Source organism: Variovorax sp. UMC13, assembly GCF_014170375.1.
GTDB lineage: Bacteria > Pseudomonadota > Gammaproteobacteria > Burkholderiales > Burkholderiaceae_C > Variovorax.
On the sequence record NZ_LZZW01000016.1, the window covers coordinates 44,404 to 69,045 of the forward strand.

At 70.0% G+C, this 24,642-nt stretch carries 21 protein-coding genes; 11 read left to right on the forward strand and 10 right to left on the reverse strand.

Features of this window, described 5'->3' with window-relative positions:
* Nucleotides 1–7 precede the first annotated feature (7 nt).
* Nucleotides 8–1,435, reverse strand: a complete 1,428-nt coding sequence (locus A9977_RS13385) for a diguanylate cyclase domain-containing protein (protein ID WP_183025343.1) — start codon at nt 1,433–1,435, stop codon at nt 8–10.
* Between the two features lie 123 nt (nt 1,436–1,558).
* Nucleotides 1,559–2,290, reverse strand: coding sequence for a GntR family transcriptional regulator (locus A9977_RS13390; protein WP_183025344.1), 732 nt, complete (start codon nt 2,288–2,290; stop codon nt 1,559–1,561).
* A gap of 239 nt (nt 2,291–2,529) precedes the next feature.
* On the opposite strand from A9977_RS13390, the gene A9977_RS13395 reads away from it, so the two are divergent.
* On the forward strand, nt 2,530–6,018 hold the full coding sequence (locus A9977_RS13395) for an indolepyruvate ferredoxin oxidoreductase family protein (RefSeq protein WP_183025345.1): 3,489 nt from the start codon (nt 2,530–2,532) through the stop codon (nt 6,016–6,018).
* Nucleotides 6,019–6,064: 46 nt separating this feature from the next.
* Nucleotides 6,065–7,039 carry a tripartite tricarboxylate transporter substrate binding protein gene (locus A9977_RS13400; RefSeq protein ID WP_183025346.1) on the forward strand — a complete coding sequence of 325 codons (975 nt, stop codon included), beginning with the start codon at nt 6,065–6,067 and terminating at the stop codon, nt 7,037–7,039.
* Nucleotides 7,040–7,084: 45 nt separating this feature from the next.
* Here the strand turns inward: A9977_RS13400 and A9977_RS13405 are convergent, their stop codons facing one another.
* The 5 genes from A9977_RS13405 to A9977_RS13425 form a co-directional block, all read right to left on the reverse strand.
* Nucleotides 7,085–7,792: an ABC transporter ATP-binding protein gene (locus A9977_RS13405; protein ID WP_183025347.1), complete on the reverse strand. Its 708-nt coding sequence runs from the start codon at nt 7,790–7,792 to the stop codon at nt 7,085–7,087.
* Nucleotides 7,782–8,516, reverse strand: a complete 735-nt coding sequence (locus tag A9977_RS13410; RefSeq protein WP_183025348.1) for an ABC transporter ATP-binding protein — start codon at nt 8,514–8,516, stop codon at nt 7,782–7,784. Before A9977_RS13410 ends, A9977_RS13405 begins: the two co-directional genes overlap by 11 nt.
* Nucleotides 8,513–9,514, reverse strand: a complete 1,002-nt coding sequence (locus A9977_RS13415) for a branched-chain amino acid ABC transporter permease (protein WP_220811757.1) — start codon at nt 9,512–9,514, stop codon at nt 8,513–8,515. Before A9977_RS13415 ends, A9977_RS13410 begins: the two co-directional genes overlap by 4 nt.
* A 13-nt stretch (nt 9,515–9,527) precedes the next feature.
* On the reverse strand, nt 9,528–10,382 hold the full coding sequence (locus A9977_RS13420; protein ID WP_183025349.1) for a branched-chain amino acid ABC transporter permease: 855 nt from the start codon (nt 10,380–10,382) through the stop codon (nt 9,528–9,530).
* Nucleotides 10,383–10,481: 99 nt separating this feature from the next.
* A complete protein-coding gene (locus tag A9977_RS13425; protein WP_220811759.1) occupies nt 10,482–11,747 on the reverse strand; it encodes an ABC transporter substrate-binding protein in 1,266 nt (421 codons plus the stop codon).
* 427 nt (nt 11,748–12,174) lie between these two features.
* Between A9977_RS13425 and A9977_RS13430 the strand changes: the two genes are divergently transcribed.
* Nucleotides 12,175–14,391, forward strand: coding sequence for a DUF6351 family protein (locus tag A9977_RS13430; RefSeq protein ID WP_183025350.1), 2,217 nt, complete (start codon nt 12,175–12,177; stop codon nt 14,389–14,391).
* Between the two features lie 24 nt (nt 14,392–14,415).
* On the opposite strand, the gene A9977_RS13435 is transcribed toward A9977_RS13430, so the two are convergent.
* A complete protein-coding gene (locus A9977_RS13435) occupies nt 14,416–15,228 on the reverse strand; it encodes a transcriptional regulator (protein WP_183025351.1) in 813 nt (270 codons plus the stop codon).
* Nucleotides 15,229–15,448: 220 nt separating this feature from the next.
* On the opposite strand from A9977_RS13435, the gene A9977_RS13440 reads away from it, so the two are divergent.
* Entirely contained in the window at nt 15,449–16,762 is a 1,314-nt protein-coding gene (locus tag A9977_RS13440) for an aminotransferase class V-fold PLP-dependent enzyme (protein WP_183025352.1), read from the forward strand.
* Between the two features lie 31 nt (nt 16,763–16,793).
* Entirely contained in the window at nt 16,794–17,249 is a 456-nt protein-coding gene (locus A9977_RS13445; protein WP_183025353.1) for a RidA family protein, read from the forward strand.
* Here A9977_RS13445 and A9977_RS13450 read toward each other — a convergent pair whose 3' ends face one another.
* The gene (locus tag A9977_RS13450; protein WP_183025354.1) at nt 17,250–17,693 is read right to left on the reverse strand and encodes an Lrp/AsnC family transcriptional regulator; all 444 of its coding nucleotides are present in this window, start codon (nt 17,691–17,693) and stop codon (nt 17,250–17,252) included.
* A gap of 121 nt (nt 17,694–17,814) precedes the next feature.
* Here A9977_RS13450 and ilvB point away from each other — a divergent pair, with 121 nt between their 5' ends.
* Nucleotides 17,815–19,623, forward strand: coding sequence for a biosynthetic-type acetolactate synthase large subunit (gene ilvB / locus A9977_RS13455; RefSeq protein ID WP_183025355.1), 1,809 nt, complete (start codon nt 17,815–17,817; stop codon nt 19,621–19,623).
* A 24-nt stretch (nt 19,624–19,647) separates the two neighbouring features.
* Here ilvB and A9977_RS13460 read toward each other — a convergent pair whose 3' ends face one another.
* The gene (locus tag A9977_RS13460; protein ID WP_183025356.1) at nt 19,648–20,541 is read right to left on the reverse strand and encodes a LysR family transcriptional regulator; all 894 of its coding nucleotides are present in this window, start codon (nt 20,539–20,541) and stop codon (nt 19,648–19,650) included.
* A gap of 122 nt (nt 20,542–20,663) precedes the next feature.
* Here A9977_RS13460 and A9977_RS13465 point away from each other — a divergent pair, with 122 nt between their 5' ends.
* From A9977_RS13465 to A9977_RS13485, 5 genes are read left to right on the forward strand one after another with little or no spacing between them, the layout of a single operon-like run.
* Nucleotides 20,664–21,371: a type 1 glutamine amidotransferase domain-containing protein gene (locus tag A9977_RS13465; RefSeq protein WP_183025357.1), complete on the forward strand. Its 708-nt coding sequence runs from the start codon at nt 20,664–20,666 to the stop codon at nt 21,369–21,371.
* Nucleotides 21,372–21,393: 22 nt separating this feature from the next.
* Nucleotides 21,394–22,242: a type 1 glutamine amidotransferase domain-containing protein gene (locus A9977_RS13470; RefSeq protein ID WP_183025358.1), complete on the forward strand. Its 849-nt coding sequence runs from the start codon at nt 21,394–21,396 to the stop codon at nt 22,240–22,242.
* Nucleotides 22,243–22,260: 18 nt separating this feature from the next.
* Nucleotides 22,261–23,055 carry an SDR family NAD(P)-dependent oxidoreductase gene (locus tag A9977_RS13475; protein WP_183025359.1) on the forward strand — a complete coding sequence of 265 codons (795 nt, stop codon included), beginning with the start codon at nt 22,261–22,263 and terminating at the stop codon, nt 23,053–23,055.
* Nucleotides 23,056–23,067: 12 nt separating this feature from the next.
* On the forward strand, nt 23,068–23,358 hold the full coding sequence (locus tag A9977_RS13480; RefSeq protein WP_183025360.1) for a putative quinol monooxygenase: 291 nt from the start codon (nt 23,068–23,070) through the stop codon (nt 23,356–23,358).
* A gap of 46 nt (nt 23,359–23,404) precedes the next feature.
* On the forward strand, nt 23,405–24,619 hold the full coding sequence (locus A9977_RS13485) for an L-dopachrome tautomerase-related protein (RefSeq protein ID WP_183025361.1): 1,215 nt from the start codon (nt 23,405–23,407) through the stop codon (nt 24,617–24,619).
* Nucleotides 24,620–24,642: the final 23 nt, after the last annotated feature.

Genomic DNA, 24,642 nt, shown 5'->3' on the forward strand with positions numbered 1-24,642 from the left:
CCGGGGCTCAGTCGACCGCCGCCGTCTCGTCCGACCAGAAGCGGTAGACGTTGCGGCCCGCGCGCTTGGCCGCGTACATCGTCAGGTCGGCGTTCTTGATCAGCGCGTTCACGTCCGCGCAGTCCGGTCCGTACATCGCGATGCCGATGCTGGCCGAGATCGCGCAGTCGTGCTCGAGCACCTTGAAGGGCGTTGCGGCGGCCAGCAGGATGCGCTGCGCGACGGTCTCGATGTCGCCCCGGCCGGCGAAGTCGTCGACGATCACCACGAACTCGTCGCCGCCCAGGCGCGCGGCCGTGTCGGACATGCGCAGGCTGCGGCCCAGCCGCTGCGCGAAGGCCGCCAGCAGCGCGTCGCCCACCTCGTGGCCCAGCGAATCGTTGACCGCCTTGAAACCGTCGAGGTCGATGAACAACAGCGCCAGCGGCGACCCGCGCTGCGCCTTGCCGACCGCATGGCGCAGCAGCTGCATCAGCAGGTTGCGGTTGGGCAGGCCGGTCAGCACATCGAAGTGCGCCAGCTGCCGGATCTGGTCCTCGGAGGCCTTGCGCTGCGTGATGTCCATCACCGTGCCGCGCAGCAGCTGGCCGCCGCCTTCCGCATGGGCGGCCGGCTGCGCCAGTGCGTGCACCCAGCGCACCGCGCCCGAGGGGAGCGAGATGCGGTACTCGGTATCGAATTCCTTGCCCTCGCCCAGCGCGCGGTCGATCAGGCGCATGTAGCGCTCGCGGTCTTCCTCGTGCACCAGCGAGCGGAAGTCCGCGCCGGCCATGCCGCGGTCGAGGGGGTCGAGCCCGAAGATGCGGAAGGTCTCCTTCGACCAGGCGGCCTCGCGGGTCACGGGGTCGAAGCTCCAGCTGCCGAAGTGGGCCAGGCGCTGCGCCTCGGCCAGCATGCGCTCACTTTCCGAGACGGCGCGGAAGGCCGCCTTGAGCTGCTCGCGCAGCGCGCTGATGTGGCCGCCCATCATCGCGAACCAGGGCATGACGACCGCGAACACCAGCAGCTGCAGCCACTCGAGCTGCATGTCGAGGGCCTGCGGCTTGAACAGCTTCAGCAGCCCCAGCACCGCCGCATAGCCGACGACGCTGCCCAGGGCATAGGTCATGAGCGCGGGCGTGCGCAGGCGCAGCGCGCCGAACAGGCTGACCATCGCCAGCAGCACCAGGAACATCGCGCGGCCACCGTCCGCCGCAAAGGCACCGCCCAGCAGCGTGAGGGCCGCGGCGCTCATCTGCGCCACGGTCATGCTCGGATCGACGAGCGTGCGGTTCCATGCGCTGCGGAAGGCCAGGTAGAAGACCCCCACCCAGCCGAGGATGACGCCCAGGATCAGCAGCAGGGGCTGCAGGTGCAGCATGCCCAGCCCGTGCCACACCACCAGCAGCAGGATGACCAGCAGGCTGGTGCCGACGGCGATGCGATAGCTTTGCAATCGAAGGTCCTGTCTTGCGTGTTCAGGTTCGGAGAGAGAGGGCGTGTGCATGACGGGGTGGTCGCGCGCGAAAAGGAAAGGGCTGAACTCTAACGTTCCGCCGCGACCGCGGCCCCGACGGTCTCACCGGCGTGGCATCCCGGCCTCGCCCAGCGAGAAGCGCGCCACCATCTCGCGCGTGATCTGCACCGCGCGGTGCAGGCTCATGTCGATGTGGGCGGTGAGCACGTCCAGCGCGCGCGGCGTGTCGCGCCGCGCGATCAGCGCCACGATCTCGGCGTGGGCGTTGAAGGCGCGGTCGTTCCAGTCCGACTGCTCGATGTCGACGTGCCGCGCGACGTGGATGCGGCGCGTGACCACGTCCATGAAGGCCGCCAGCTCCTTGTTGTGCGACAGCGCCACCAGCCGGCGATGGAACTCCTCGTCGGCCAGCACCATGTCGGCGGTCGCCAGGTCGTCGGAGGCGGCCATCACCAGCTGCCAATAGCTGCCCAGCACCGCGATCTCCTCGTCGCCGGCCCGCTGCACCGCGAGCAGCACCGCCCGGCGCTCCAGCGCGATGCGCACCTGGTAGAGATCGAACACCTCGTCGACGCTGATCGCCTTGCGCAGGAAGCCCTTGTTCATCACGAAGTCGAGCAGGCCCTCGGCGGCCAGCCGGTTCAGCGCCTCGCGCAGCGGCGCGCGGCTCACGCCGAGCTCGCGCCCCAGCGCCTGTTCGTTGATGCGCGCGCCGGGCTTGAAGTCGTAGCGCATGCAGCGCTCGCGCAGCTCCAGGTAGAGCCGCTCCACGCTGCTCTCCTCGCGGGCCTCGCGCGGCGGTCGGGGGCTGGTTCGGCGAGGCGTTCGGGGCATGCGGCGAGTTGGAAAGGGATCGTGGCGATGGCGCCTGGGGGCCGAAGGTCGCAGTCGCTCAGGCGACAGGCCACGCCTCAGTGTAGCGAGCAATGCCGGGGCCGGTCCGATCGCGGAGTTTCCCTAGTAAGGGCCGCGGCCAAAAGTGTCGACACTTGCAGCGGCACCTTCCGAGGATGCCGGACCGCAGGCGCAACCCGCGCGCCAACCCCACAGACACCCCACGCCCGAGGCACGCCATGACCTTGAAAGCCGTCACGCTCGACGACAAGTACACGCTGACCAGCGGCCGCATCTTCATCACCGGCACCCAGGCGCTGGTGCGGCTGCCGCTCACCCAGCACGAGCGCGACCGCCGCGCGGGCCTCGACACCGCGGGCTACATCAGCGGCTACCGCGGCTCGCCGCTGGGCGGGCTCGACGAACAGATCGCCAAGGCCAGCAAGCACCTGGGCGCGCGCAACGTGGTGTTCGTGCCGGGCGTGAACGAAGACCTCGCGGCCACCGCCGTCTGGGGCTCGCAGCAGGCCGAGATCGGCGGCGAGGGCAAGCACGACGGCGTGTTCGCCATGTGGTACGGCAAGGGCCCGGGCGTGGACCGCACCGGCGACGCCTTCCGCCACGGCAACCTCGCGGGCTCGTCCCGCCACGGCGGCGTGCTGGTGCTGATGGGCGACGACCACACCTGCGAATCGTCGACCACCTGCCACCAGAGCGAGTTCGCGATGGTCGACGCGATGATCCCGGTGCTGAGCCCGGCCGGCGTGCAGGAGATCCTCGACTACGGCGTGATCGGCTGGGCCATGTCGCGCTACAGCGGCTGCTGGGTCGGCATCAAGTGCGTCAAGGACACGGTCGAGGCCACCGCGTCGATCGACGTCGACATCGAGCGCGTGAAGATCGTCGCGCCACAGGGCGTGGACCTGCCCGCCGACGGCGTGAACATCCGCCAGCCCGACACGCCGCATGCACAGGAAGCGCGGCTGCACCGCCACAAGCTCGGCGCCGTGACCGCCTTCGCGCGCGCCAACGGCATCGACCGCATGGTGCTCGACAGCGCCGCGGCGCGGCTGGGCGTGGTCTCGCACGGCAAGAGCTACCTCGACGTGCTGCAGGCGCTCGACGACCTGGACCTGTCGGAGGCAGCGGCCGTGGCCAAGGGCCTGCGGCTCTACAAGGTGGGCATGCCCTGGCCGCTCGAGCCCCAGGGCGCGGTGGCCTTCGCCGACGGGCTGCAGAAGATCCTGGTGGTCGAGGAGAAGCGCAGCCTGATCGAGTTCCAGCTCAAGGAGCAGCTCTACGGCCGCGCCCACACGCCGGCCATCGTCGGCAAGCGCGACGAGCAGGGCGCGGTGATGTTCCAGTCGGAGATGGCGCTGGACTCGAACCAGATCGCGATCGCCATCGGCGAGCGGCTGCTCGAACTGGAAGACGACCCGGCCCTGCGCCGCCGAGTGGAGGAGATCAAGGCCTGGCGCGCGCCGCGCGGCGTGGTCGACATCCTGTCGCGCAGCTTCTACTTCTGCAGCGGCTGCCCGCACAGCTCCTCGACCGTGCTGCCCGCCGGCAGCAAGGGTTACGCGGGCATCGGCTGCAGCTGGATGGCGCAGAGCATGGACCGCTCGACCCTGGGCTACACGCAGATGGGCGCCGAGGGCATGTCGTGGGTCGGCGAGGCGCCCTTCTCCAGGCGCGCCCACATGTTCCAGAACATCGGCGACGGCACCTACTTCCATTCGGGCCTGCTCGCGATCCGCGCCGCGGTGGCCGCGCGCACCAACATCACCTACAAGATCCTGTTCAACGACGCGGTCGCCATGACCGGCGGCCAGCGCCACGACGGCCCGCTCGACGTGCCGATGATCGCGCACCAGGTGCGCGCCGAGGGCGTGGGCCGCATCGTGATCGTGAGCGACGAGCCCGACAAGTACGCGGCCGACGTGCGCTGGCCCGAGGGCGTGACGGTGCACCACCGCGACGACATCGACGCGGTGCAGCGCGAGCTGCGCGAGATCCCCGGCACCACGGCCCTGATCTACGACCAGACCTGCGCGGCCGAGAAGCGGCGCCGGCGCAAGCGCGGCACCTTCCCCGACCCGGCCAAGCGGCTGGTGATCAACGACCTGGTGTGCGAGGGCTGCGGCGACTGCGGCGTGAAATCCAACTGCGTCTCGGTGCAGCCGCTGGAGACCGAGTTCGGCCGCAAGCGGCAGATCGACCAGTCCTCGTGCAACAAGGATTACTCCTGCGTCAAGGGCTTCTGCCCCAGCTTCGTCACGGTGCTGGGCGGCGCGCTGCGCAAGCCTGAGCCGATGGCCGAGACCACGCTGTTCCCGGTGCTGCCCGAGCCGGTGCTGCCCTCGCTCGACGGGCGCGTCTACAGCATCCTCGTGACCGGCATGGGCGGCACGGGCGTGGTCACCATCGGCGCCATCCTGGGCATGGCGGCGCACCTCGAAGGCCGGGGCTGCGGCCTGCTCGACATGGCGGGCCTGGCGCAGAAAGGCGGCTCGGTCTGGAGCCACCTGCGCTTCGGCGCCTCGCCCGAGGCCATCAAGACCATCCGCATCGCCGCCGGCGGCGCCGACCTGGTGCTGGGCTGCGACGTGATCGTGGCCGGCAACTCCAAGACCCTGGCCGCGACCCGGCGCGGCCGCACGCGGGTGCTGGTGAACACCAAGGAGTTCATGCCGGGCGAGTTCTCGCGCAACGCCGACATGCAGTTCCCGCGCGACGGCCTGCGCGGCAACGTGATCGACGCGGTGGGCGAGGATGCGGCCGAGTTCGTCGACGCGGGCCGCATCGCGACCGCGCTGCTCGGCGACAGCATCGCGGCCAACATGTTCATGCTGGGCTTCGCCTACCAGCGAGGACTGATCCCGATCGGCGCCGCGGCCATCGAGGCCGCGATCGACCTCAACGGCACCGGCCAGCGCATGAACGCCGACGCCTTCCTCTGGGGCCGCCGCACCGCGGTCGACCCGCAGGCGGTCGAGCGCCTGCTGGCGCTCAAGCGCGGCAGTGAAGGCGCGGCCGTGTCGCCACCGCGCGCGAAGAACCTCGACGAGACCATCGCGCTGCGCACCCGCTTCCTCACCGACTACCAGGACGCGGCCTACGCGGCGCGCTACACCGCGCTGGTCGAGCGCGTGCGCGCGGCCGAGGCCGGCCGCTTCGGCCAGAGCAGCGCGCTGACCGAGGCCGTGGCCCGCTACCACTTCAAGCTGATGGCGATCAAGGACGAGTACGAGGTCGCGCGCCTGCATGCGCACAGCGGCTTCCTGGCCAAGCTCGGGCAGCAGTTCGAGGGCGACTACCGGCTGGTGTTCAACCTCGCGCCGCCGCTGCTGTCGCGCCGCGACCCGGCCACCGGCGAACTGCGCAAGCGCGAGTTCGGCGCCTGGGTGCTGCCGCTGTTCCGGGTGCTCGCCAAGCTGCGCACGCTGCGCGGCACGCGCTTCGACCTGTTCGGCCGCAGCGAGGAACGCCGCGGCGAGCGCGCCGTGCTCGCGCGCTACGAGCAGACTCTCGAGCGCGTGCTCGGCACGCTGCAGTCGTCCTCGGACCCGGCCCACCATGCCGCCGCCGTGGCGCTGGCCTCGCTGCCCGAGGACATCCGCGGCTACGGCCATGTACGCGCCAAGAGCCTGGTCGCGGTGCAGGCGCGCGAGCAGGAGCTGCTGGCCGCGCTCGAGCGCCGCGTGATCCCGCTGCAGCGCGCCGCCTGAGCGCTCCCTTTTCCCGCTGAACCGACAACAACCCGAGGAGACGACGATGGTTTCGAAGAACACCCGGCGCATGGCGCTGATGGCGCTGGCCGGCATCGGCCTGACCGGACTGGCGCAAGCCCAGCCGGCCGCCGCCTACCCCGACCGCAGCATCGAGCTGGTCGTGCCCTATGCGGCCGGCGGCGGCACCGACGCGCTGGCCCGCGCCTTCGCCGAGGTCTCGCGCAAGTACCTCAGGCAGAGCATCGTGGTGAACAACAAGCCCGGCGCCAGCGGATCGATCGGCTGGACCGACGTGATCAACAGCAAGCCCGACGGCTACAAGCTCGCGCTGGTGACGGTGGAACTCACCTTCCTGAACAGCCTGGGCCTGGTGAAGTTCACCCACGATGCGCTGACGCCCATCGCGCGGCTGAACTTCGACCCGTCGGCGATCACAGTGCGCGCCGACGCGCCCTGGAACACCATCGAGGAATTCCTCGCGGCCTCGAAGAAGACGCCCGGCGAGATGCGCATGGGCAACGCGGGCAACGGCTCGATCTGGAACCTCACGGCCTCGGCGCTGGAGGACCAAGCGCAGGTCAAGTTCAACCAGGTGCCCTACCAGGGCGCGGCACCCGCGGTGCTCGCGCTGCTGGGCGGCCACATCGACGCGGTGGCCGTGAGCCCGGCCGAGGTCGGCGTGCACCTGGCCGCGGGCAAGCTCAAGATGCTGGCCGTGATGTCGGACCAGCGCCTCAAGGGCTTCGAGAGCACGCCCACGCTCAAGGAGCGCGGCATCGACGTGTCGCTGGGCGCCTGGCGCGGGCTGGCCGCGCCCAAGGGCACGCCACCCGAGGTGATCGAGATCCTCAAGGTCGCGGCCGAGAAGACCGCCAAGGACCCGGCCTTCATCGAGAGCCTGCAGAAGCTCAACCTCGGCTACTCCTACGCCGACAACACGGCCTTCAAGGCGCAGATGGTCAGCGACAGCGACTTCTACAAGAAGCTGATCGCGAAGATCGGGCTCAAGCTGCAGTGAGCGAGCGCGGCGCGGCGGCCCGCGAAGGCCGCCGCGCCCGGGCCCCTACTCCACGCCCAGGTAGATCTGCTGGATGCGGTTGTCGGCCGCCAGCTCCGCCGAGCTGCCGCTCTGCGCCACCTTGCCGTGCTCCAGCACATAGACGCGGTCGGCCACGCGCAGCGCCGACAGCGCGTCCTGCTCGGCCATGAGGATTGCTACGCCGCGGTCGCGGATCGCACAGATGGCGTCGAAGATCTCGATCTTGAGCTTGTGCGCGATGCCCACCGAGGGCTCGTCGAGCAGCAGCAGCTGGGGCGCGCCCATCAGCGCGCGGCCGATCGCGACCATCTGCTGCTGGCCACCCGACAGCGTGCTCACGATCTGGCTGCCACGCTCGTGCAGCACCGGGAACAGCTTGAGCACCCACTGGTAGTCGCGCTCGATCGCCTCGCGGTCCTTGCGCAGGTAGGCGCCCAGCATCAGGTTCTTACGCACCGTGAGTTCGGCGAACAGGCGCCGCCCTTCGGGGCAGTGACAGACGCCGCGGCCCACCACCGCGTGCGCGGGCAGGTCGTGCAGCGACGCGCCGTCGAAGTTCAGCATGCCGCGCGATGTCACCGTGCGCGAGATGGCCTTGAGCAGCGTGGTCTTGCCCGCGCCGTTGGGCCCCAGCACCGCCACCAGCTCGCCGCGCCCGACGCCCAGGCTGATGTCCTCCAGCGCCATCGCCTTGCCGTAGAAGGCCTGCAGGTGGTCGATCTCAAGCAGCATGGGTGGCCTCCTGGCGGCCGATGTAGGCCTCGATCACGCGGGGGTTCTGGACGATCTCCTCGGGCGAGCCGATGCCGATGACCTCGCCGAAGTCGATCGCCACCACGCGCGAGACCAGCTTCATGAACTCGCGCAGCTTGTGCTCGATCAGGATGATGGTCAGGCCCTTCTCGCGGTGCAGCTGCCGGATCAGCACCGACACCTCCTCGATCTCGCCCGAGCCCAGGCCGGCGAAGGGTTCGTCGAGCAGCAGCAGGTCGGGCTCGGTGGCGAGCGCGCGGGCGATCTCGAGCCGGCGCAGGTCGCCGTACGAGAGCTGCTCCGAGGGGTAGTCGGCCTTGGCCGCCAGCCCCGCGTCGGCCAGCAGCCGGCGCGCGCGCGCCTCGCGGTCGCCGGCCGGCACGCGCGGCCCCAGGCTGCCGACCAGCACGTTCTCGAGCACCGACATGCCGACGAAGGGTCGGCACAGCTGGAAGGTGCGCGCGATGCCCAGGCCGACGATGCGGTAGGGCTTCATGCCGCGGATCGACCGGCCCTGGAACACGATCTCGCCGCCGTCGGCCGGGATGAAGCCGGTCAGCAGGTTGTAGAGCGTGGTCTTGCCCGCGCCGTTGGGGCCGAGGATGCCGACGATCTCGCCCTTGGCGATGTCCAGGGTCACGCCCTTGACCGCATGCAGGCCGCCGAAGCGCTTGTCGAGGTTGCGTACGCTGAGCAAGCTCATGCCGACACCCGTCCTTTCAGCTTGTCCGCCGCGGCCGCATCGGGCGGCGGTGTGTCGGTGCGCCCGCCCGAGAGGCGGGCCCGCAGCCACTGCCAGGCCGGCGCCACCAGGCCCTTGGGCAGGAAGAACAGGATCAGGATCAGCACCACGCTGTAGACCATCAGCCGCCACTCGCCGAAGTCACGCAACAGCTCGGTCATGAGCGTGAGCAGCAGCGCGCCGCCGACCGCGCCGTAGATGGTGGTCATGCCGCCCACGTAGACCATGGTGATGATGGTGACCGAGGTCACGACCGCGAACAGCTGCGGGCTGACCTGCAGCTGGTAGTGCGCGTACAGCGCGCCGCCCAGCCCGGCGAAGGCCGCGCTGATGGCCAGCGAGGCGATCTTGTAGAAGGTGACGTTGATGCCGGCGGCCATGCAGGTCGCCTCGTCGCCGCGGATCGCGCGCAGGATCAGGCCCCAGTTCGAATGCGCGACCCAGGTCAGCAGCGCGGTCGTGGCGGCCAGCACCGCGACCACGAACCAGTAGAAGTGCAGCGGGTTGTCCATCAGCGGAGCGATGCCCTGGATGCCCTCCTCGCCGCCCGTGTGTTCCCAGAAGATCAGCATCAGCCGCTGCATGATCACCGCGCCCGACAGCATCGCGAGCGCGAAATACGGGCCCTTGAGCCGCAGGGTCGGGAAGCCCATGATCAGCGAGAACACCACCGCCACCGCCATGCCCGCGGGCAGGCCCCACCAGGGCCCGAGGCCCAGGTGGGTGTTGAGGAAGCCGGCCGCGTAGGCGCCCACGCCGATGAACAGCGAGTGGCCGAAGTTCTCGCGCCCGGTCAGGCCCGACATGAAGTCCCAGCTCACGGCCCAGAGGCCGTAGATGGCGGCCACGGTGAGCACGCCGATCAGGTAGCTGCTGCTGACCACCATCGGCAGGCCGACGAACACCGCGAGCACGCCCACGGCAGCCACCAGGTCGATCTTCTTGAAGCGTTGGATCATCGTGCGGCTCCGATCAGAAGGCCGCGCGGCGGCCGAACAGGCCGGCCGGCCGGACCACCAGCACCACCAGCGTGACCAGCACCGAGAGGATCTCGGTCCAGGCGGTCGAGACCGTGTAGCTCACGATGGTCTCGGCATAGCCCAGCATGAAGGCCGCGACGATGCTGCCGGGGATCGAGCCCAGCCCGCCCAGCACCACGATCGCGAAGGCCTTGACCAGCGGCAGCAGGTGCATCGAGGGGTTGACCGACAGGAAGGGCCCGGCCATCACGCCGGCCAGCCCCGCGAGCGCGGCCGAGATGCCCATCACGACCGAGAAGATGCGGTCGCTGGGGATGCCCATGTACTGCGCGGCCTCGGGGTCCTGCGAGATCGCGAGAATCGCGCTGCCCAGCCGCGTGGTGCGGATGAACACGTAGACCGCGACGATCGCCACCACGCCGACCGCCAGCGCCAGCAGCCGCTGGCCCGCCACGTCGGCGCCGGCGATGGTGAACTTGGCATCGGAGAAGGCCGGCACGTTGCGGTACTCCGAGCCGAAGATCAGGAACAGCGCCTGCTCGACCACCAGTGCGATGGCCAGCGACATCATCAGCACCGCGATCTGCGAGGCGCGCATAGGCCGGATCAGCACCCGCTCCACCAGCATGCCGAAGGCCGCCACGAACAGCACCGACAGGATCGCGGCCAGCCACAGCGGCAGGCCCACCACCGAGGTCAGCGTGTAGGCGCCATAGGCCCCCAGCGCATAGAAGGAACCGTGCGCCAGGTTCAGGATGCGCGCCACGCCGAAGATCAGCGTGAAGCCCACCGCCAGCATCGCGTAGATCGAGCCGGTGATGGTGCCGAAGATGAGGATCTCTGCCACGTGCGTCTCCAGGGCTGCGCCCACGGTGGGGCGCGACGGGGTGATCGGAACTGGGAAGGGAGGCGCCCCGCGGCGCGGGGCACCCGGTGCGGGCGCGGCCTACTTGCCGGCCAGCCAGGGCGGCGAGATCACCGGCCCGGTGCGCAGCGCCTTGGGCCACACCACGGCGCGGTTGCCCTTCTCCTGCCACTGGGCGAACAGCAGGTTGTTGAACTCGCCGCCGGCCTTGACGTCGTGCGAATCGTCGAACTCCAGCTTGCCCGCGATGCCGGGCATCGAGGTCTTCTCCAGGCCCTTGATGACCGCGTCGGTGTCGAAGCCGTTGGCGCGCTCCACCGCCGCCGCGTAGGCATAGACCGAGTCGTAGGCGCCGTAGGCCGTATAGACCGGCACGCGGCCGGTTCGCTTCTTGAACTCGTCGAAGAAGGGGATGGTCTTGGGCGTGAGCGGCGCGCGCACCGCGAAGTTGGCCGCGATCTGGCTGATCGACTTGCCGCCCACGCGGTCGAAGAAGTCGCCGTCCATGCTCTTGACGTCGATGCCGCCGTAGGGAATGGGGAAGCGCGCGTCGTGCCACTGCTTGGCGAAGGTGTCGCTCGAGCCGTGCGAGAGGATCACGATCATGTACTGCGCCTCGCTGCTCTTGACCTTCGACAGCAGCGGCGAGAAGTCGGAGGTGCTGGCATCGAACAGCTCGGTGATGCGCACGTCGGCGCCCACGTCGCCCGCGCCCTTCTTGAGGATGGGCACCAGGTCCTGCACCCACTTGGCGTTCTCGCCCACGATCGCGATCTTCTTCAGGCCGAGCTCGCCGATCACCAGGCCCGAGATGAAGTCGACCAGCCCGCGCGCCTGGTGCGCGGCGTTGATCGGGCCGGTGCGGAAGATGTACTTGTTGCGCTCGTAGTCCTTCTTGACCGCGGCCGTGATGGCCGGCGAGGCCGCGCCCACGCCCAGGTAGATGGTCTTGGCGGCCGAGATGTGCGGCAGCTGGGCCAGCGTGACGCCGCTGGTGTAGCCGCCGATCAGCACGTCGACCTTCTCGTCGGCCGTGAGCTTCTTGATCGCGTTGATGCCGGCCTCGGGGTTCTCGGTCTCGTCGGCCACCGTCATCTCGAGCTTGCGCCCGCGCACGCCCCCCTTGGCGTTGATCTCGTCCATCGCGATCTTGATCGCCTCCTGCGTGTCGCGGCCCACCTGCAGCTGGATGGGCGTGGTCACGCCGATCTTCACGGGCTTGTCCTGGGCCTGCGCCGGTGCGCCGGCCAGCAGGCCCGCCGCCAGCACCAGCGCCGAGCCGCCGAGCACCTTGCGCCGGCTGCGCACCGGGACGCCGCCCGCTTCCTGACCGAAGTGGAAAAACATCTTGTCTCGCTCCTTCTGTGAATAGATGGGAACTGCGATGCGCACGCCTCTTCGGATGGTTTCGACCGGCCTTGCACAAGGCCGCTGATCGCGCCGGGCGTGTTCGACACCGACAGGCCGGGAAGCCTCTTCAGAGTGCACTCCCGGCCTGTCGATGAAAGTGTAGACAGTTGTCTTGCCGGAAAGAAACGCGGTGGATAGTGGTTTACGCTAGAAAAGCGCGGCGCTGTCACCCATGCGACCGACGTGCATTCCGCCGCCTTCGAGGCCCGTTTATCTGACAGCCGTCGCCCGGTGATCTGACTGTTCGGCGCCGTCCGGTCTTCCTACCATCCTGACGCCCACGACCCGCGCGCGCGACCGTCGTGCGGCACGCGCATCAACAGGCGGCGCGCCACCGGCGCACATCCGCGAGCAGGAGACACACATGAACGAGAGACACAAGAAGGCCTCGGCCTGGATCGGCATGGCGCTGGCGACGGCCCTGCTGGCCGCATGCGGCGGCGGGAGCGGCAACAGCACGCAGGGCACGACCACGCCACCGACCACCACCCCGCCCACCGCGGGCGGCGGCAGTGGCGACGGCGGCACGCCGGTGGACCCGGGCACGCCCAAGCCCGAGGTCTCGCTGGCCGGCCTGAAGTTCTGGGTCGGCGACATCGGCCCTTCGGGCGAGACCGCCTTCAGCGGGCCGCAGCAGCCCGCCTTCCTGTGCCTCACGCAGCTCTCGAACCTGGGCGCGCCCGAGGTCGACAACCACGAGGGCATCGGCCAGCCGGTCTACCAGGTCCCGGGCAACACCAGCAGCCCGCTGCTGGGCTACAGCAGGCAATGCGGCGTGAAGACGCAGCTGCGCTACTTCTACTACACGGGCAGCGACTTCGCGCCCTTCGACCCGGCCACGCAGTTCGCCAATCCGCCGGCCAACCTGCAGCGCGTGCGCCTCAACGGCGCCGACCTGCCCTTCGTGGTGCGCGTCGAGGCCGGCACCATCAACCGCTTCGCCTACAGCACGGCCATGCTCGCGCCCTTCGCGGAGAGCAGCGCGCGGCCGGAGGAACTGAACAACACGGCCTGGAACCAGAAGCTCGTCTACTGGATGCGCGGCGGCGTGGGCGTGGGCCACCAGCAGGGCAAGGCCATGTGGTTCGGCGGCCTCTGGGGCGAGGAGCGGCCGGTGATGCCGCGCCTGCTGGAGCAGGGCTATGCGATCGTCTCCTCGTCGGGCAACGAGACCGGCGTGCACTACAACCTGCGGCTGGCCGAGGAGACCGCGGTCATGGTCAAGGAGCATTTCGTCCAGACCTACGGCAAGCCCCGGTACACCGTCGCGATGGGCATCTCGGGCGGCGCGGTGCAGCAGTACATGTTCGCGCAGAACCGGCCGCAGGGCCTGTTCGACGCGGGCGTGCCGATCCAGTCCTATCCCGACATGGTGACGCAGGTGCCCTACGTGTCCGACTGCTCGCTGCTCGAGCAGTACTTCAAGGACGAGCTCACGCTCGACCCCGGCTCGCGCTGGGCCAAGTGGAGCGACCGCACGCTGATCGAGGGCCTGGCCACCAGCGACACACGGCGCAACAGCTTCACCGGCGGCACCGGCTCTTCCGAATGCATCGAGGGCTGGGGCAAGGCCGGGCCTGGCGTGTTCAACCCGGTCTTCACCGACCCGGCCTACCTCAGCACGGCCGCGGCCGTGGGCTGGCCCGACGCCTTCGCCAACGTGAAGTGGACGCACTGGAACGACCTGGCCAACATCTACGGCACCGACGAACGCGGCTTCGCGCCGATCCCGATCGACAACGTGGGCGTGCAGTACGGTCTGCAGGCGTTGAAGACCGGCGACATCGACACGCAGGAGTTCCTGCGCATCAACGCCTGCGTGGGCAGCTGGAAGGAGCAGGACGAGTTCGTCACCTGGCTGATGCCGCCGGCCGACCCCTTCGACAGCCGCAACATGAAACGCAGCGCCGACTGCCGCACCGCCGCCGGCACGCCCGCGCCGCGTCGCAGCGGCGACCTGCGCGCGATGAACCTGGCCTACTCGGCGGGCCAGGTGTTCACCGGCAAGTCGCTGGCGATTCCGCTGATCGACCTGCGGCCCTGGAAGGAAGACGTGCTGGACATGCACAACTCGCGCCAGTCCTTCTCGGCCCGCGCGCGCCTGCAGGCCGGCGGCGGCAACGCCGCCAACCAGGTGATCTGGTTCACCGGCGAGACCAGCACCGCCGGCGTGGCGACGCGCGCGACCGACGCGCTCAAGGTGCTCGACGACTACCTCACGGGCGGCACCCGGCCCTCGCGCTTCGTCGACCAGTGCTTCAACGCGAGCGGCCAGACCATCGCGGCCGGCGCGCAGGTCTGGAGCGGCATCCTGGACTCGGCGCGCCCCGGCGCCTGCACCCAGAGCTTCAAGGTCAACACCAGCCCGCGCATGGTGGCCGGCGACTCGTACCGCGGCGACATGTTCAAGTGCCGGCCCAAGCCGATCGCCGCCGCGCTGGCCGACGGCACCTACGCCCGCGGCACGGGCGGCGCGGCCGATCCCTTCAGCGCCGAAGAAAAGGCATGGCTGGCGCGCATCTTCCCGCAGGGCGTGTGCGACTACGCGCAGCCGGACATGGGGCGGCCGCAAGGCCTGTGAACCGAGGGCCCGGCCGGCTGGCGCTCAGCCCTGCGCCAGCGCGTCGCGGCTGCGGATCTCGTCGAGGTAGTTGTAGATCGAGAAGCGCGACACGCCCAGCGCCGTGGCCGCGCTGCCCACGCTGCCCTTCACGATGAACAGCCCGCGGCGCAGCATCTGCTCGACGGCCGCGACCTTCTCCTGCTTGTTCATCAGCCGCACGGGCTTGCCGAGCGTGCGGATGGCCGAGGCGATGATGTCGTCCATCAGCACATCCATCTCCGGCGCCTCGGCCGGGGGGGCGGCGGGCTCGGCCGCGCGCGGCTTGCCGGCCAGCGCCTGCTCGAGCCAGGCATGGGCGAGCTGGAGCATCGAAAGGTCGGCGTTCATGCACAGCGCCGCGAAGGGCGTGCCCTCGGCGTCGCGGTAGACCACGGTGGCCGACTTCAAGGGCGTGCCACCCGGCGAGGCGGTCGGGTAGTCGGCCACCACCGAATGGCCGCGCTGGCTCTGGTCCAGCGTGGCGTTCCAGGCCGCGGCGAAGGCCCGGTCCTCCTTGGGCCCGCTCAGGATCGAACTGCCCACCTGGCGGCCCGAGACATGGCCGTTGGCGATCGCGAGCACCGAACGCTCGGGCTGCGTCAGGTCGTGCAGCGCCAGCTCGACGTTGGGCCCGAGGATGCTTTCCATCATCGCGACGATGGGCTTGAGCACCTCCAGCACCTGCCGGCGCTCGGCCGCGAGCTGCGCCTTGACCGGGGGCGCCGGTGCCGGCTTGCGGGCGGATGCACGCGCCGCGCGGGGACGGGCGGACGCGGCAGTTGCAGCAGGGGGAGCGGAGGTTTTCTTGGCGCACATAGGGCTGCAGTTATCGCACAAACCCTGAGATCGAATTCAACATTTTGTTGAATACTTGATATGTTGTTGAAATCGGCACGGGACTTGCGACCGGGCCGAGGCGGCAACGCGCAGCGGGGCAGCGCTGCATCCGCCGCACCGCACCGGCGCAGGCCGGTGCACCAGGGCGGGATGCCGCACCATTCTTCAACATTTCGTAGAACCTTCAACAGGATTGACCATGACACCCATGACCGACATCGCAGCGCGTCCCAGTTCGCGCCGGCACTGGCTCAAATCACTGGGCGGCGCCTCGGTCGCCACGGCCTTCGGCGCGCAGCTCGCCGGCTGCGGTGGCGGCTCCGGCGGCTCCTTCCTGCCGACGGCCTCGGCCGCCACCACCGACCCGGCGCCCGTCACCGGCGCGCTGCCCGCCAAGGCGCTGTTCCCGGGCGTGGCCGACCGGATCTTCCTCAACTCGGCCGCCGACCACCCCTGGAGCCAGCTCGCCGCCGATGCCTCGACGGCCTACGCCAAGGGCAAGCTCGGACTCAACGGCACCAACGCCACGGCCAGCGCCAAGTTCGCCGCGCTGATCAACGCCGATGCCGACGAGATCGCCTACGTGCCCAGCACCTCGATGGGCGAATACCTGGTCACGCAGGCGCTGGGCCTGCCCGAAAGCGGCGGGCGGGTGGTGACGGACGCGCTGCATTTCACGGGTTCGTTCTACATGTACGAGCAATACAGGGCCCGCGGCGTCGACGTGGTGACGGTCGCCATGGATGCGGGCTACCGCATCTCGCTGGCCGACCTGGACCGCGCGATCGTCCCCGGCACCAGGCTGGTGGCGATCTCGCATGTCTCGCTCTACAACGGCTTCACGCACGACGTGAAGGCCGTCTGCGACCTCGCGCATGCGCGCGGCGCGCTGGTCTATGTGGACCTGATCCAGTCGGCGGGCGCGATACCGGTCGACGTCAAGGCGATGGGCGTGGACTTCGCGGCCTGCGGCACCTACAAATGGCTCATGGGCGACTTCGGCTTCGCCTTCCTCTATGTGCGCAAGGCCCTGCTGCCGCAGCTGCAGCGCCCCTGGTACGGCTATCGGCAGACGCGCAACTTCGCGGCGCCGATCCTGCACGTCTACCCGCTCGACCCGCCGGGCAGCGTGCCCTACGAGAGCGTGCAGATCGATTCGGTCTCGGGCTACTTCGCCGGCTCCTTCCCGGCGACGGCGGTGGAGGTGGCCTGCGCCGCGTCGATCGACTGGCTCCGCAGCGTCGGCGTGGAGGCGATCCAGCAGTACAAGCAGCCGATGCTCGATGCGCTGCAGGCCGGCCTGCGCGGCAAGGGCTTCCAGGTCGTGACGCCGCCCGAGACCCGCGCGCCGATCGTCACCTTCGCCTATGCGAACGCGGCGCAGCTGTCCGCGCGCCTGGCACCGGCCAGGATCGAGATCACCCTGCGCGCCAACCACGCGCGCATCTCGCCCTCGGTCTTCAACGACCTCGGCGACATCGAGAAATTCCTGGCCGCCATCGGCACGCCCTGAGCCAGCCCCTTCCCTCATCCAAGGCCCCCCCATGCGCCACCGCACCCTCTGCCTCGTCGCCACCGCCTGCCTGGCCCTGTCGACCGCCGCCTGCACCACCGCCCCCACCTACCTGAACTCGGGCAAGGTCCTGCCCTCGACCCTGCCCTTCTCCGAGGCCGTGAAGGTCGGCCCCACGCTCTACCTGTCGGGCCAGATCGGCAACCTCCCCGGCGGGCTCAAGCTCGCACCGGGTGGCATCACACCGGAGTCGAAGCAGGTCATGGACAACATCAAGACCTCGCTCGAGGCCCACGGCTACGCGCTGGCCGACGTCGTCAAGTGCACCGCCATGCTGGCCGACATGTCGGAATGGTCGGCCTTCAACGCGGTCTACCAGACCTACTTCTCCGCCGGCCGCTACCCGGCACGCAGTGCCTTCGGCGCCACGGCGCTCGCGTTCAACGCGCGCATCGAGGTCGAGTGCATCGCGGCCAAGGGCCCCTGATCACAACCCCGCCAGCGGCACCGTCGCCTCCTTGAGCACGCGCAGCACGAAGCTCGACTTGCTGTGGCGGATGCCGGGGATCTTGTAGAGCTTCTCGCGCAGCAGCCGCTCGTAGTCGCGCGTGTCGCGCACCGCGATGCGCACGTAGTAGTCGTAGTCGCCCGAGACCAGGTAGGCCTCCTGGATCTCGGGGATGGTGGCCAGCACCCGGCCGAACTCGTAGAGCATCTCGTCGGTGTGGCTCTCGAGCGTGACCTGCACGATCACCGAGTCGTGGTAGCCCAGGCTGCCCGGGTCGACGTCGATGGTGTAGCGCTTGATCACGCCCTCGCTCTCCAGCCGCTTGATCCGGCTCCAGCAGCTGGTGGCCGACAACCCGACCTCGGTGCCGATCTCCTGCAAGGTGCGGCGCGAGTCCTGCAGCAGGATGCGCAGGATCGCCATGTCGATCTTGTCGAAAGATCCTTCGGCAGATTTCTCTTTTGAGCGTTGATTCTTCAAGTTGGCCACCTTAAAAGGCGAAAACAAGAAGCACATTCTGCGCTATTGGCCGAAGAATCGAGGCATGAACACCACAGCCCTCGAACGCGATCCCGCCACCCTGCCCCCGCAGCCCGCCGCTGACGCAGTTGCCGCCGAAGCGCAGGCCATCGTGCGCAACGGCGCGCAGGCCCTGCTGGCCACGCTGATCGAATGCGGTGTGGACACGATCTTCGGCTACCCCGGCGGCGCCGCGCTGCCGCTCTACGACGCGCTGCACGGCGAGCCGCGGCTGCGCCATGTGCTGGTGCGCCACGAGCAGGCGGCGGTGCATGCGGCCGAGGGCTATGCCCGCACCACCGGCCGCGTGGGCGTGGTGCTGGTCACCTCGGGCCCGGGCGTGGCCAACACCATCAGCGGCCTGCTCGATGCGATGAGCGATTCGGTGCCGGTGCTGTGCATCAGCGGCCAGGTCGCGACCGCGTCGATCGGCACCGACGCCTTCCAGGAAAGCGATGCGCTGGGCATGACCCGGCCCGTGACCAAGTGGAACTTCCAGCCGCGCTCGGCCGACGCCATCCCTGCAGCGGTGCGGCGCGCCTTCGCAGTCGCGACCGGCGGCCGGCCCGGCCCGGTGCTGCTCGACGTGCCCAAGGACGTGCAGTCCGCGCGCCTGCGCGGCGGCGAGCCCGAAGCCATCCCGCGCCGCCTGTCGCGTGCGGCCCCTTCGACACCGCCACCCGGCAGCCTGCAGCGCGCGGCCGAGCTGCTGGCCGGCGCGCGCCGGCCGGTGTTCTACGGCGGCGGCGGGCTCATCAACTCCGGGCCCGCGGCCTGCGAGGCCTTCACCCGGCTGGTGCGACAGCTCAATGCGCCCTGCACGCTGACGCTGATGGGCCTGGGCGCCTTTCCCGCGTCCGACCCGCGCTTCGTCGGCATGCTGGGCATGCATGGCACGCTGGAAGCCAACCTGACCATGCACGACGCCGACCTCGTGGTCTGCGTGGGCGCGCGCTTCGACGACCGCGTGACCGGCAAGCTCGACGAGTTCTGCCCGCACGCACGCAAGATCCACATCGACATCGACCCGGCCAGCATCAACAAGGTGGTGAAGGTCGACGTGGCGATGGTGGGCGACTGCGCCGCGGTGCTCGAGGCGCTGCGGGTCCTGCCCGCGCTGCAGGGGCTGCCGGCCGAGCGGCTCGCGCCGTGGTGGCAGCGCGTCGAGCGCTGGCGCGCGAAGCGCTGCCTGGACTTCGCGCCGCGCACCGACGTGATCCTGCCGCAGCAGCTCATGCGTTCGCTGCAGCAGGCCGTGGGCGGGCGCGACGCGATCGTCTCGACCGACGTGGGCCAGCACCAGATGTGGGCCGCGCAGTACCTGCGCTTCGACCGCCCACGCCGCTGGCTCACCTCGGGCGGCGCCGGCACCATGGGCTACGGCCTGCCGGCGATCATCGGCGCGCAGGTCGCGCACCCCGCGGCGCTCGCGGTCTGCGTGAGCGGCGACGCCTCGGTGCTGATGAACATCCAGGAGCTGTCGACCGCGATGCAGCACCGCGCGCCGGTCAAGCTGGTGCTGTCGAACAACGGCTACATGGGCATGGTGCGCCAGTGGCAGGAGCTCAACCACGGCAACCGGCTGAGCCACAGCTGGAACGAGGCGCTGCCCGATTTCGTGGCGCTGGCGCGCGCCTTCGGCTGGGGCGCGCGGCGGGTCGCCGACCCGGCCGAGCTCGAGGCGGCGCTGGCCGAATGCATGGCCCACGACGGCCCCTTCTTCCTCGACGTGCAGGTGGCGGCGCAGGAGAACTGCTTTCCGATGATGCCGGCCGGCCAGGGCCACCACCGCGTGATGCTGGGCAAGGACCGCTGGTACGAAGAGGAAGGTTGAGCCCGGGCTTCTTTTCTTGAAGCCTCAGGCCAGGAAGTCGATCAGCGCCCGCGACGCGGCCGACAGGCTGCGGTGCGGCGCGAAGATCAGCGAGAAGGGCCGCGAGCGCCCGCGCGCGTGCGCCAGCACCTCGACCAGGCGGCCCTGTCGCAGCAGATCCTGCGCGATGAAGTCGTAGGTCTGACAGATGCCCATGCCGTGCGCGGCCAGCGACACCACGCCCAGCACGTCTTCCGCCACCTGCAGGTCGGCGGGCGGGGTCCAGTCCACTTCGCGCCCGTCCTCCATGAAGACCCAGGGCGCGACGCGCCCGGTGCTGGGCATGACGAAGGGAATGCACGCGTGCCGGGCCAGCGCGCCGATCGTCTGCGGCGTGCCCGCGCGCGCGAGGTAGTCCGGTGCCGCGACCAGGCACAGCGGCGCGTCCTCGAGCTGGCGCGCGACCAGCCCGCTGTCGGGCAGCGGCCCGAGGCGGATCGCGAGGTCGTAGCCCTCGGCCACCAGGTCCACGTTGCGGTTGGTGATGCCCAGCTCGATGCGCACCTTCGGGTACTGCTGCCTGAAGCGCTGCAGCGCGGCGGGCAACCGGTGGTGGCCATAGGTGGTGGGCACGCTGAGCCGCACCCGGCCGCTGAGCTCGCCGTCGCCCGCGCCCTGCACTGACCGCTCCGCGTCGTCGATCAGCGTGAAGGCCGCGCGCGCCTGCTCGAGGTAGCGCTGCCCCGGCTCCGTGAGGCTGAGGCGCCGGGTGGTGCGCCGCAGCAGCTGCACGCCCAGCCGCGCCTCCAGCCGCGTGATCGCGCGGCTCAGCACCGAGGGCGTGGTCGCCAGCGCCACCGCGGCGGCCGTCATCGAACCCTTGTCGACCACCGTGACGAAGGTCTCCACATCCCCGAGGTGATCGAAGCGTCGACTCATCTTGACTCCTGAAGAACAGATGCTTTCCCTGGGCGGCAGTTTATCGCCGCCATCGCTCTCAATAGAGTCATGGCATCGGGTTCCGGCCCCTGTCTTCCTCTTTTTGTCTGGCGCAGCAAACGATGACGTCCTCCACCACCCCCCGCACCCCCGCGCGTCCCGTGCTGATGGTGCTCACCAGCCATGGCACCAAGGGCGCGACCGGCGAGGCCACCGGCTTCTACCTCGGCGAGCTGACCCATCCGCTGGCCGAGCTCGAGGCCGCGGGCATCGGGTACGAACTCGCCTCGATCCAGGGCGGCGAACCGCCGGTCGACGGCCTGGACCTGGGCGACGCGGTCAACGCGCGCTACTGGAACGACGGCGCCTTCCGCGCCGCGCTGCGCCGGACGCAGCGCCTGGGCGCGGTCGACGCCTCGCGCTACGCCGCGATCTTCTTCGCCGGCGGCCACGGCGCGATGTGGGACTTCCCCGGCAACCCCGACGTGGCCCGCGTGACGCGCGAGATCTACGAAGCCGGCGGCGTGGTCGGCGCGGTGTGCCACGGCCCCGCGGCGCTGGTCGACGTGACGCTGGGCAACGGCGCCTACCTGGTGGCGGGCAAGAACCTCAGCGCCTTCACCGACGACGAGGAGCGCGCGGTGAAGCTCGATCAGGTCGTGCCCTTCCTGCTCGCCTCCACGCTCACGCAGCGCGGCGCGCACCACCATCCGGCACCCGACTGGAGCGCCAAGGTCGTGGTCGACGGCCGGCTCGTCACCGGCCAGAACCCGCAGTCGGCCGCGGGCGTGGGCGCGGCGATGCGCGAGCTGCTGCTGCGCCAGGACTGAACACCACGCCATCGGAGCCCCCATGAAACACATCCCCCTTCGCCGACTCGCCGCCGCGGCCCTGCTCGGCCTGTCCGCCCTCGGCGCCCAGGCCGCCAACGTGCTGGTCGTGCTGTCGGATGCCGACCGCCTGGACCTCAAAGACGGCAAGGTCTTCTCCACCGGCTTCTACCTCAACGAACTGATGCAACCGGTGAAGCTGCTGCGCGAGGCCGGCCACCAGCTGACCTTCGCCACGCCCAGGGGCGATGCGCCCACGCTGGACGCGTCCTCGGCCGACAAGGCGCACTTCGACGGCGACGAAGCCGCGCTGCGTGAACACCAGGCGCTGCTGGACCAGCTCAAGCTCACCTCGCGCACGGACTCGCCGGTGATCAGCCTCTCGCGCGTGGAGCAGATCGGCTACGCGCACTTCGACGCGGTCTACGTGCCCGGCGGCCACGCGCCCATGCAGGACCTGCTGACCAGCCCCGCGCTCGGCCGCCTGCTGGCGGACTTCCACGCACGCGGCAAGACCACGGCCCTGGTGTGCCACGGACCGATCGCGCTGCTGTCGACCTTGCCCGATGCCCCGGCCTTCACGCGCCAGCTGGCGGCGAAGGGCACGGTCGCGCCGCGGCCGGACTGGCTCTACGCCGGCTACCGCATGACCGTGATCAGCAACCAGGAGGAAGCGCTGGCCAAGGCTCTGCTCCAGGGCGGCGTCATGAAGTTCTACCCGCAGACCGCGCTGCAGCAGGCCGGCGGCAGCTACCGCAGCAATCAGGTGCCCTTCACCGTGAACGTGGTGACGGACCGCGAGCTGATCACCGGCCAGAACCCCGCGTCGGCGCTCGGTGTCGCCCACGAAATGCTCCAACGACTGAAATAAGCCCCCAAGGAATCCACCATGGACCTGCAACTCCAGGACAAGACCGCCATCGTCACCGGCGCCACCGCCGGCATCGGACTGGCCATCGCCCGCACGCTGGCCGCCGAAGGCGTGGCGGTCACGCTCACCGGGCGCAGCCGCGACAAGCTCGACGCCGCCGTGGCCCAGATCGCCGCGGCCGCGCCGGGCGCGAGGCTCACGGCCATCGTGTCCGACCAGAGCACCGCCGACGGCGCCGCCGCGCTGATCGCGGCGCAACCCGACACCGACATCCTCGTCAACAACCTGGGCTACTACGAAGCCAAGCCCTTCGCCGAGATCAGCGACGAAGACTGGCTGCGCATGCTCGAGGTCAACGTGATGTCGGGCGTGCGGCTGTCGCGCCACTACTTCCCGCGCATGCTGCGGAAGAACTGGGGCCGGGTGATCTTCATCTCGAGCGAGGTCGGTGCGTTCACGCCGCCGGACATGGTGCACTACGGCGTGAGCAAGTCGGCCCAGCTCGCGGTCTCGCGCGGGCTGGCCGAGCTGACCCAAGGCACGGGCGTGACGGTCAACAGCGTGCTGCCGGCCGCCACCCGCTCCGAGGGCATCGTCGACTACCTGCGCCAGACCGCGCCGCGCGCCGGCATGAGCGACGCGGAGATCGAGGCCCACTTCTTCAAGACCCACCGCCCCAGCTCGCTGATCGCCCGGATGATCGAAGCCGACGAGGTCGCGGCCATGGTGGCGCTGCTGGCCAGCCCGAAGGGCGCGGCCTCCAACGGCGCGGCCGTGCGCGTCGAGGGCGGCACCTTCCGCTCGATCCTCTGAGCGGGGCACCCCATGTCCGACCTCGTCATCGTCGCCCTGGTCCAGGCCAAACCAGGCCATGAAGCCAGCCTCGTGAAGGCGCAGGCCGCGCTCGCGCCGCTGGCACGCGCGCAGGTCGGCTGCATCAGCTACGAACTGCACGAATCCCTGGCGCAGCCCGGCCGGGTCGTGTTCTTCGAACGCTGGCGCGACCGCGCGTCCTGGGAACGCCACATGCGCGGCCCGCACATGGACGACTTCCGCGCCACCGCCGGCCCGCTGATCGGCGCCTTCGAGCTGCTGCACCTGAAGCAGGTCGCCTGAGGGCACCGTCTCTTCTCCTTCCTTTTCCCTCCCCACAGAGCACACCATGTTCACTCGCTCCTTCCGCATCGCCGCCTTCGCACTGGCGGCCCTCGTCACCGGCACGCACGCCGCCCACGCGGCCGAAGGCCTGCCGCTCGAACGCTGGCGCAGCTATGCCGGCGTCAGCTGGGAGCCCGCGCAAGGCGGCGCGGATCCGGCCCCCTTCGCGGGCTCGGTCGGCGCGCCGATCGCCGGCATCCACTTCGACGCCCAGGGCCAGGCCTATGTGAGCACGCCACGCCTGATCTCGACCGCCGCACCGGCCACGCTCAGCCGGCTGGACCTGAGCGTTCGCAGCGGCCCGGCGCGGCTCAGCGCCTTCCCTTCGCTCACGGGCAACGCCACGACCGCGGCACCGGAGCAGACCCTGCGCAACGTGCTCGGCTTCCACGTCGACCGCCGCAACGGCTGGCTCTGGGCGCTCGACATGGGCTTCATCGCCGGTGAATCCGAGGCCCCGGCCGGCGCCCAGAAGGTGCTGGTGCTCGACCTCAAGACGGGCCGCACGGTCAAGCGCATCCCCCTCGACGGCGTGGCCGACCGCAAGGGCAGCTTCCTCAACGACATCGCGGTCGACGAGCGCCGCCGCGTGGCCTACATCTCCGACAGCGGCATGCGCAGCGCACCGGACAACATGGTCGGCGTGATCGTGCTGGACTTCGCCTCGGGCCAGGCCCGGCGCGTGCTGGACCGGCATCCGGCGCTGCAGATCGAGCGCGAGGTGAAGGTGGTCTCGCACGGCGCCGAGGTCTGGGCCGGCAACCCGCTGCTGATCGGCATCAACGGCATCGCGCTGTCGCCCGACGGCCGCACGCTGTACTGGACCGTGACCACGGGCACCCGCGCCCATGCAATCCCGACCGCGATCCTGCGCCAGGCCGATGCGAGCGCGGCGCAGGTCGATGCGGCCGTCCGCGACCTGGGCCCGGTGGGCGGCAACACCGACGGCATCGTCACCGACGCGAAGGGTGCGCTCTACATCACCGACGTCACGCGCAACGGCATCGTGAAGTACGACCCGCGCACGAACACCATGGCGCTGATCGCTTCCGACGACGGCGTGCACTGGCCGGACACGCCGGCCCTCTTGCCGGGCGGCGACCTGGTCTTCACCTCCAGCGCGCTGAACGACCATTTCGCGGGCGCCGTCAAGAGCGGCGCAGAACGCTACGAGCTGTGGCGGCTGCCGCTCGGCGCCCGCAAGGCATCGACCCGCTGAAGACCGCCTTCACCAGGACAGAA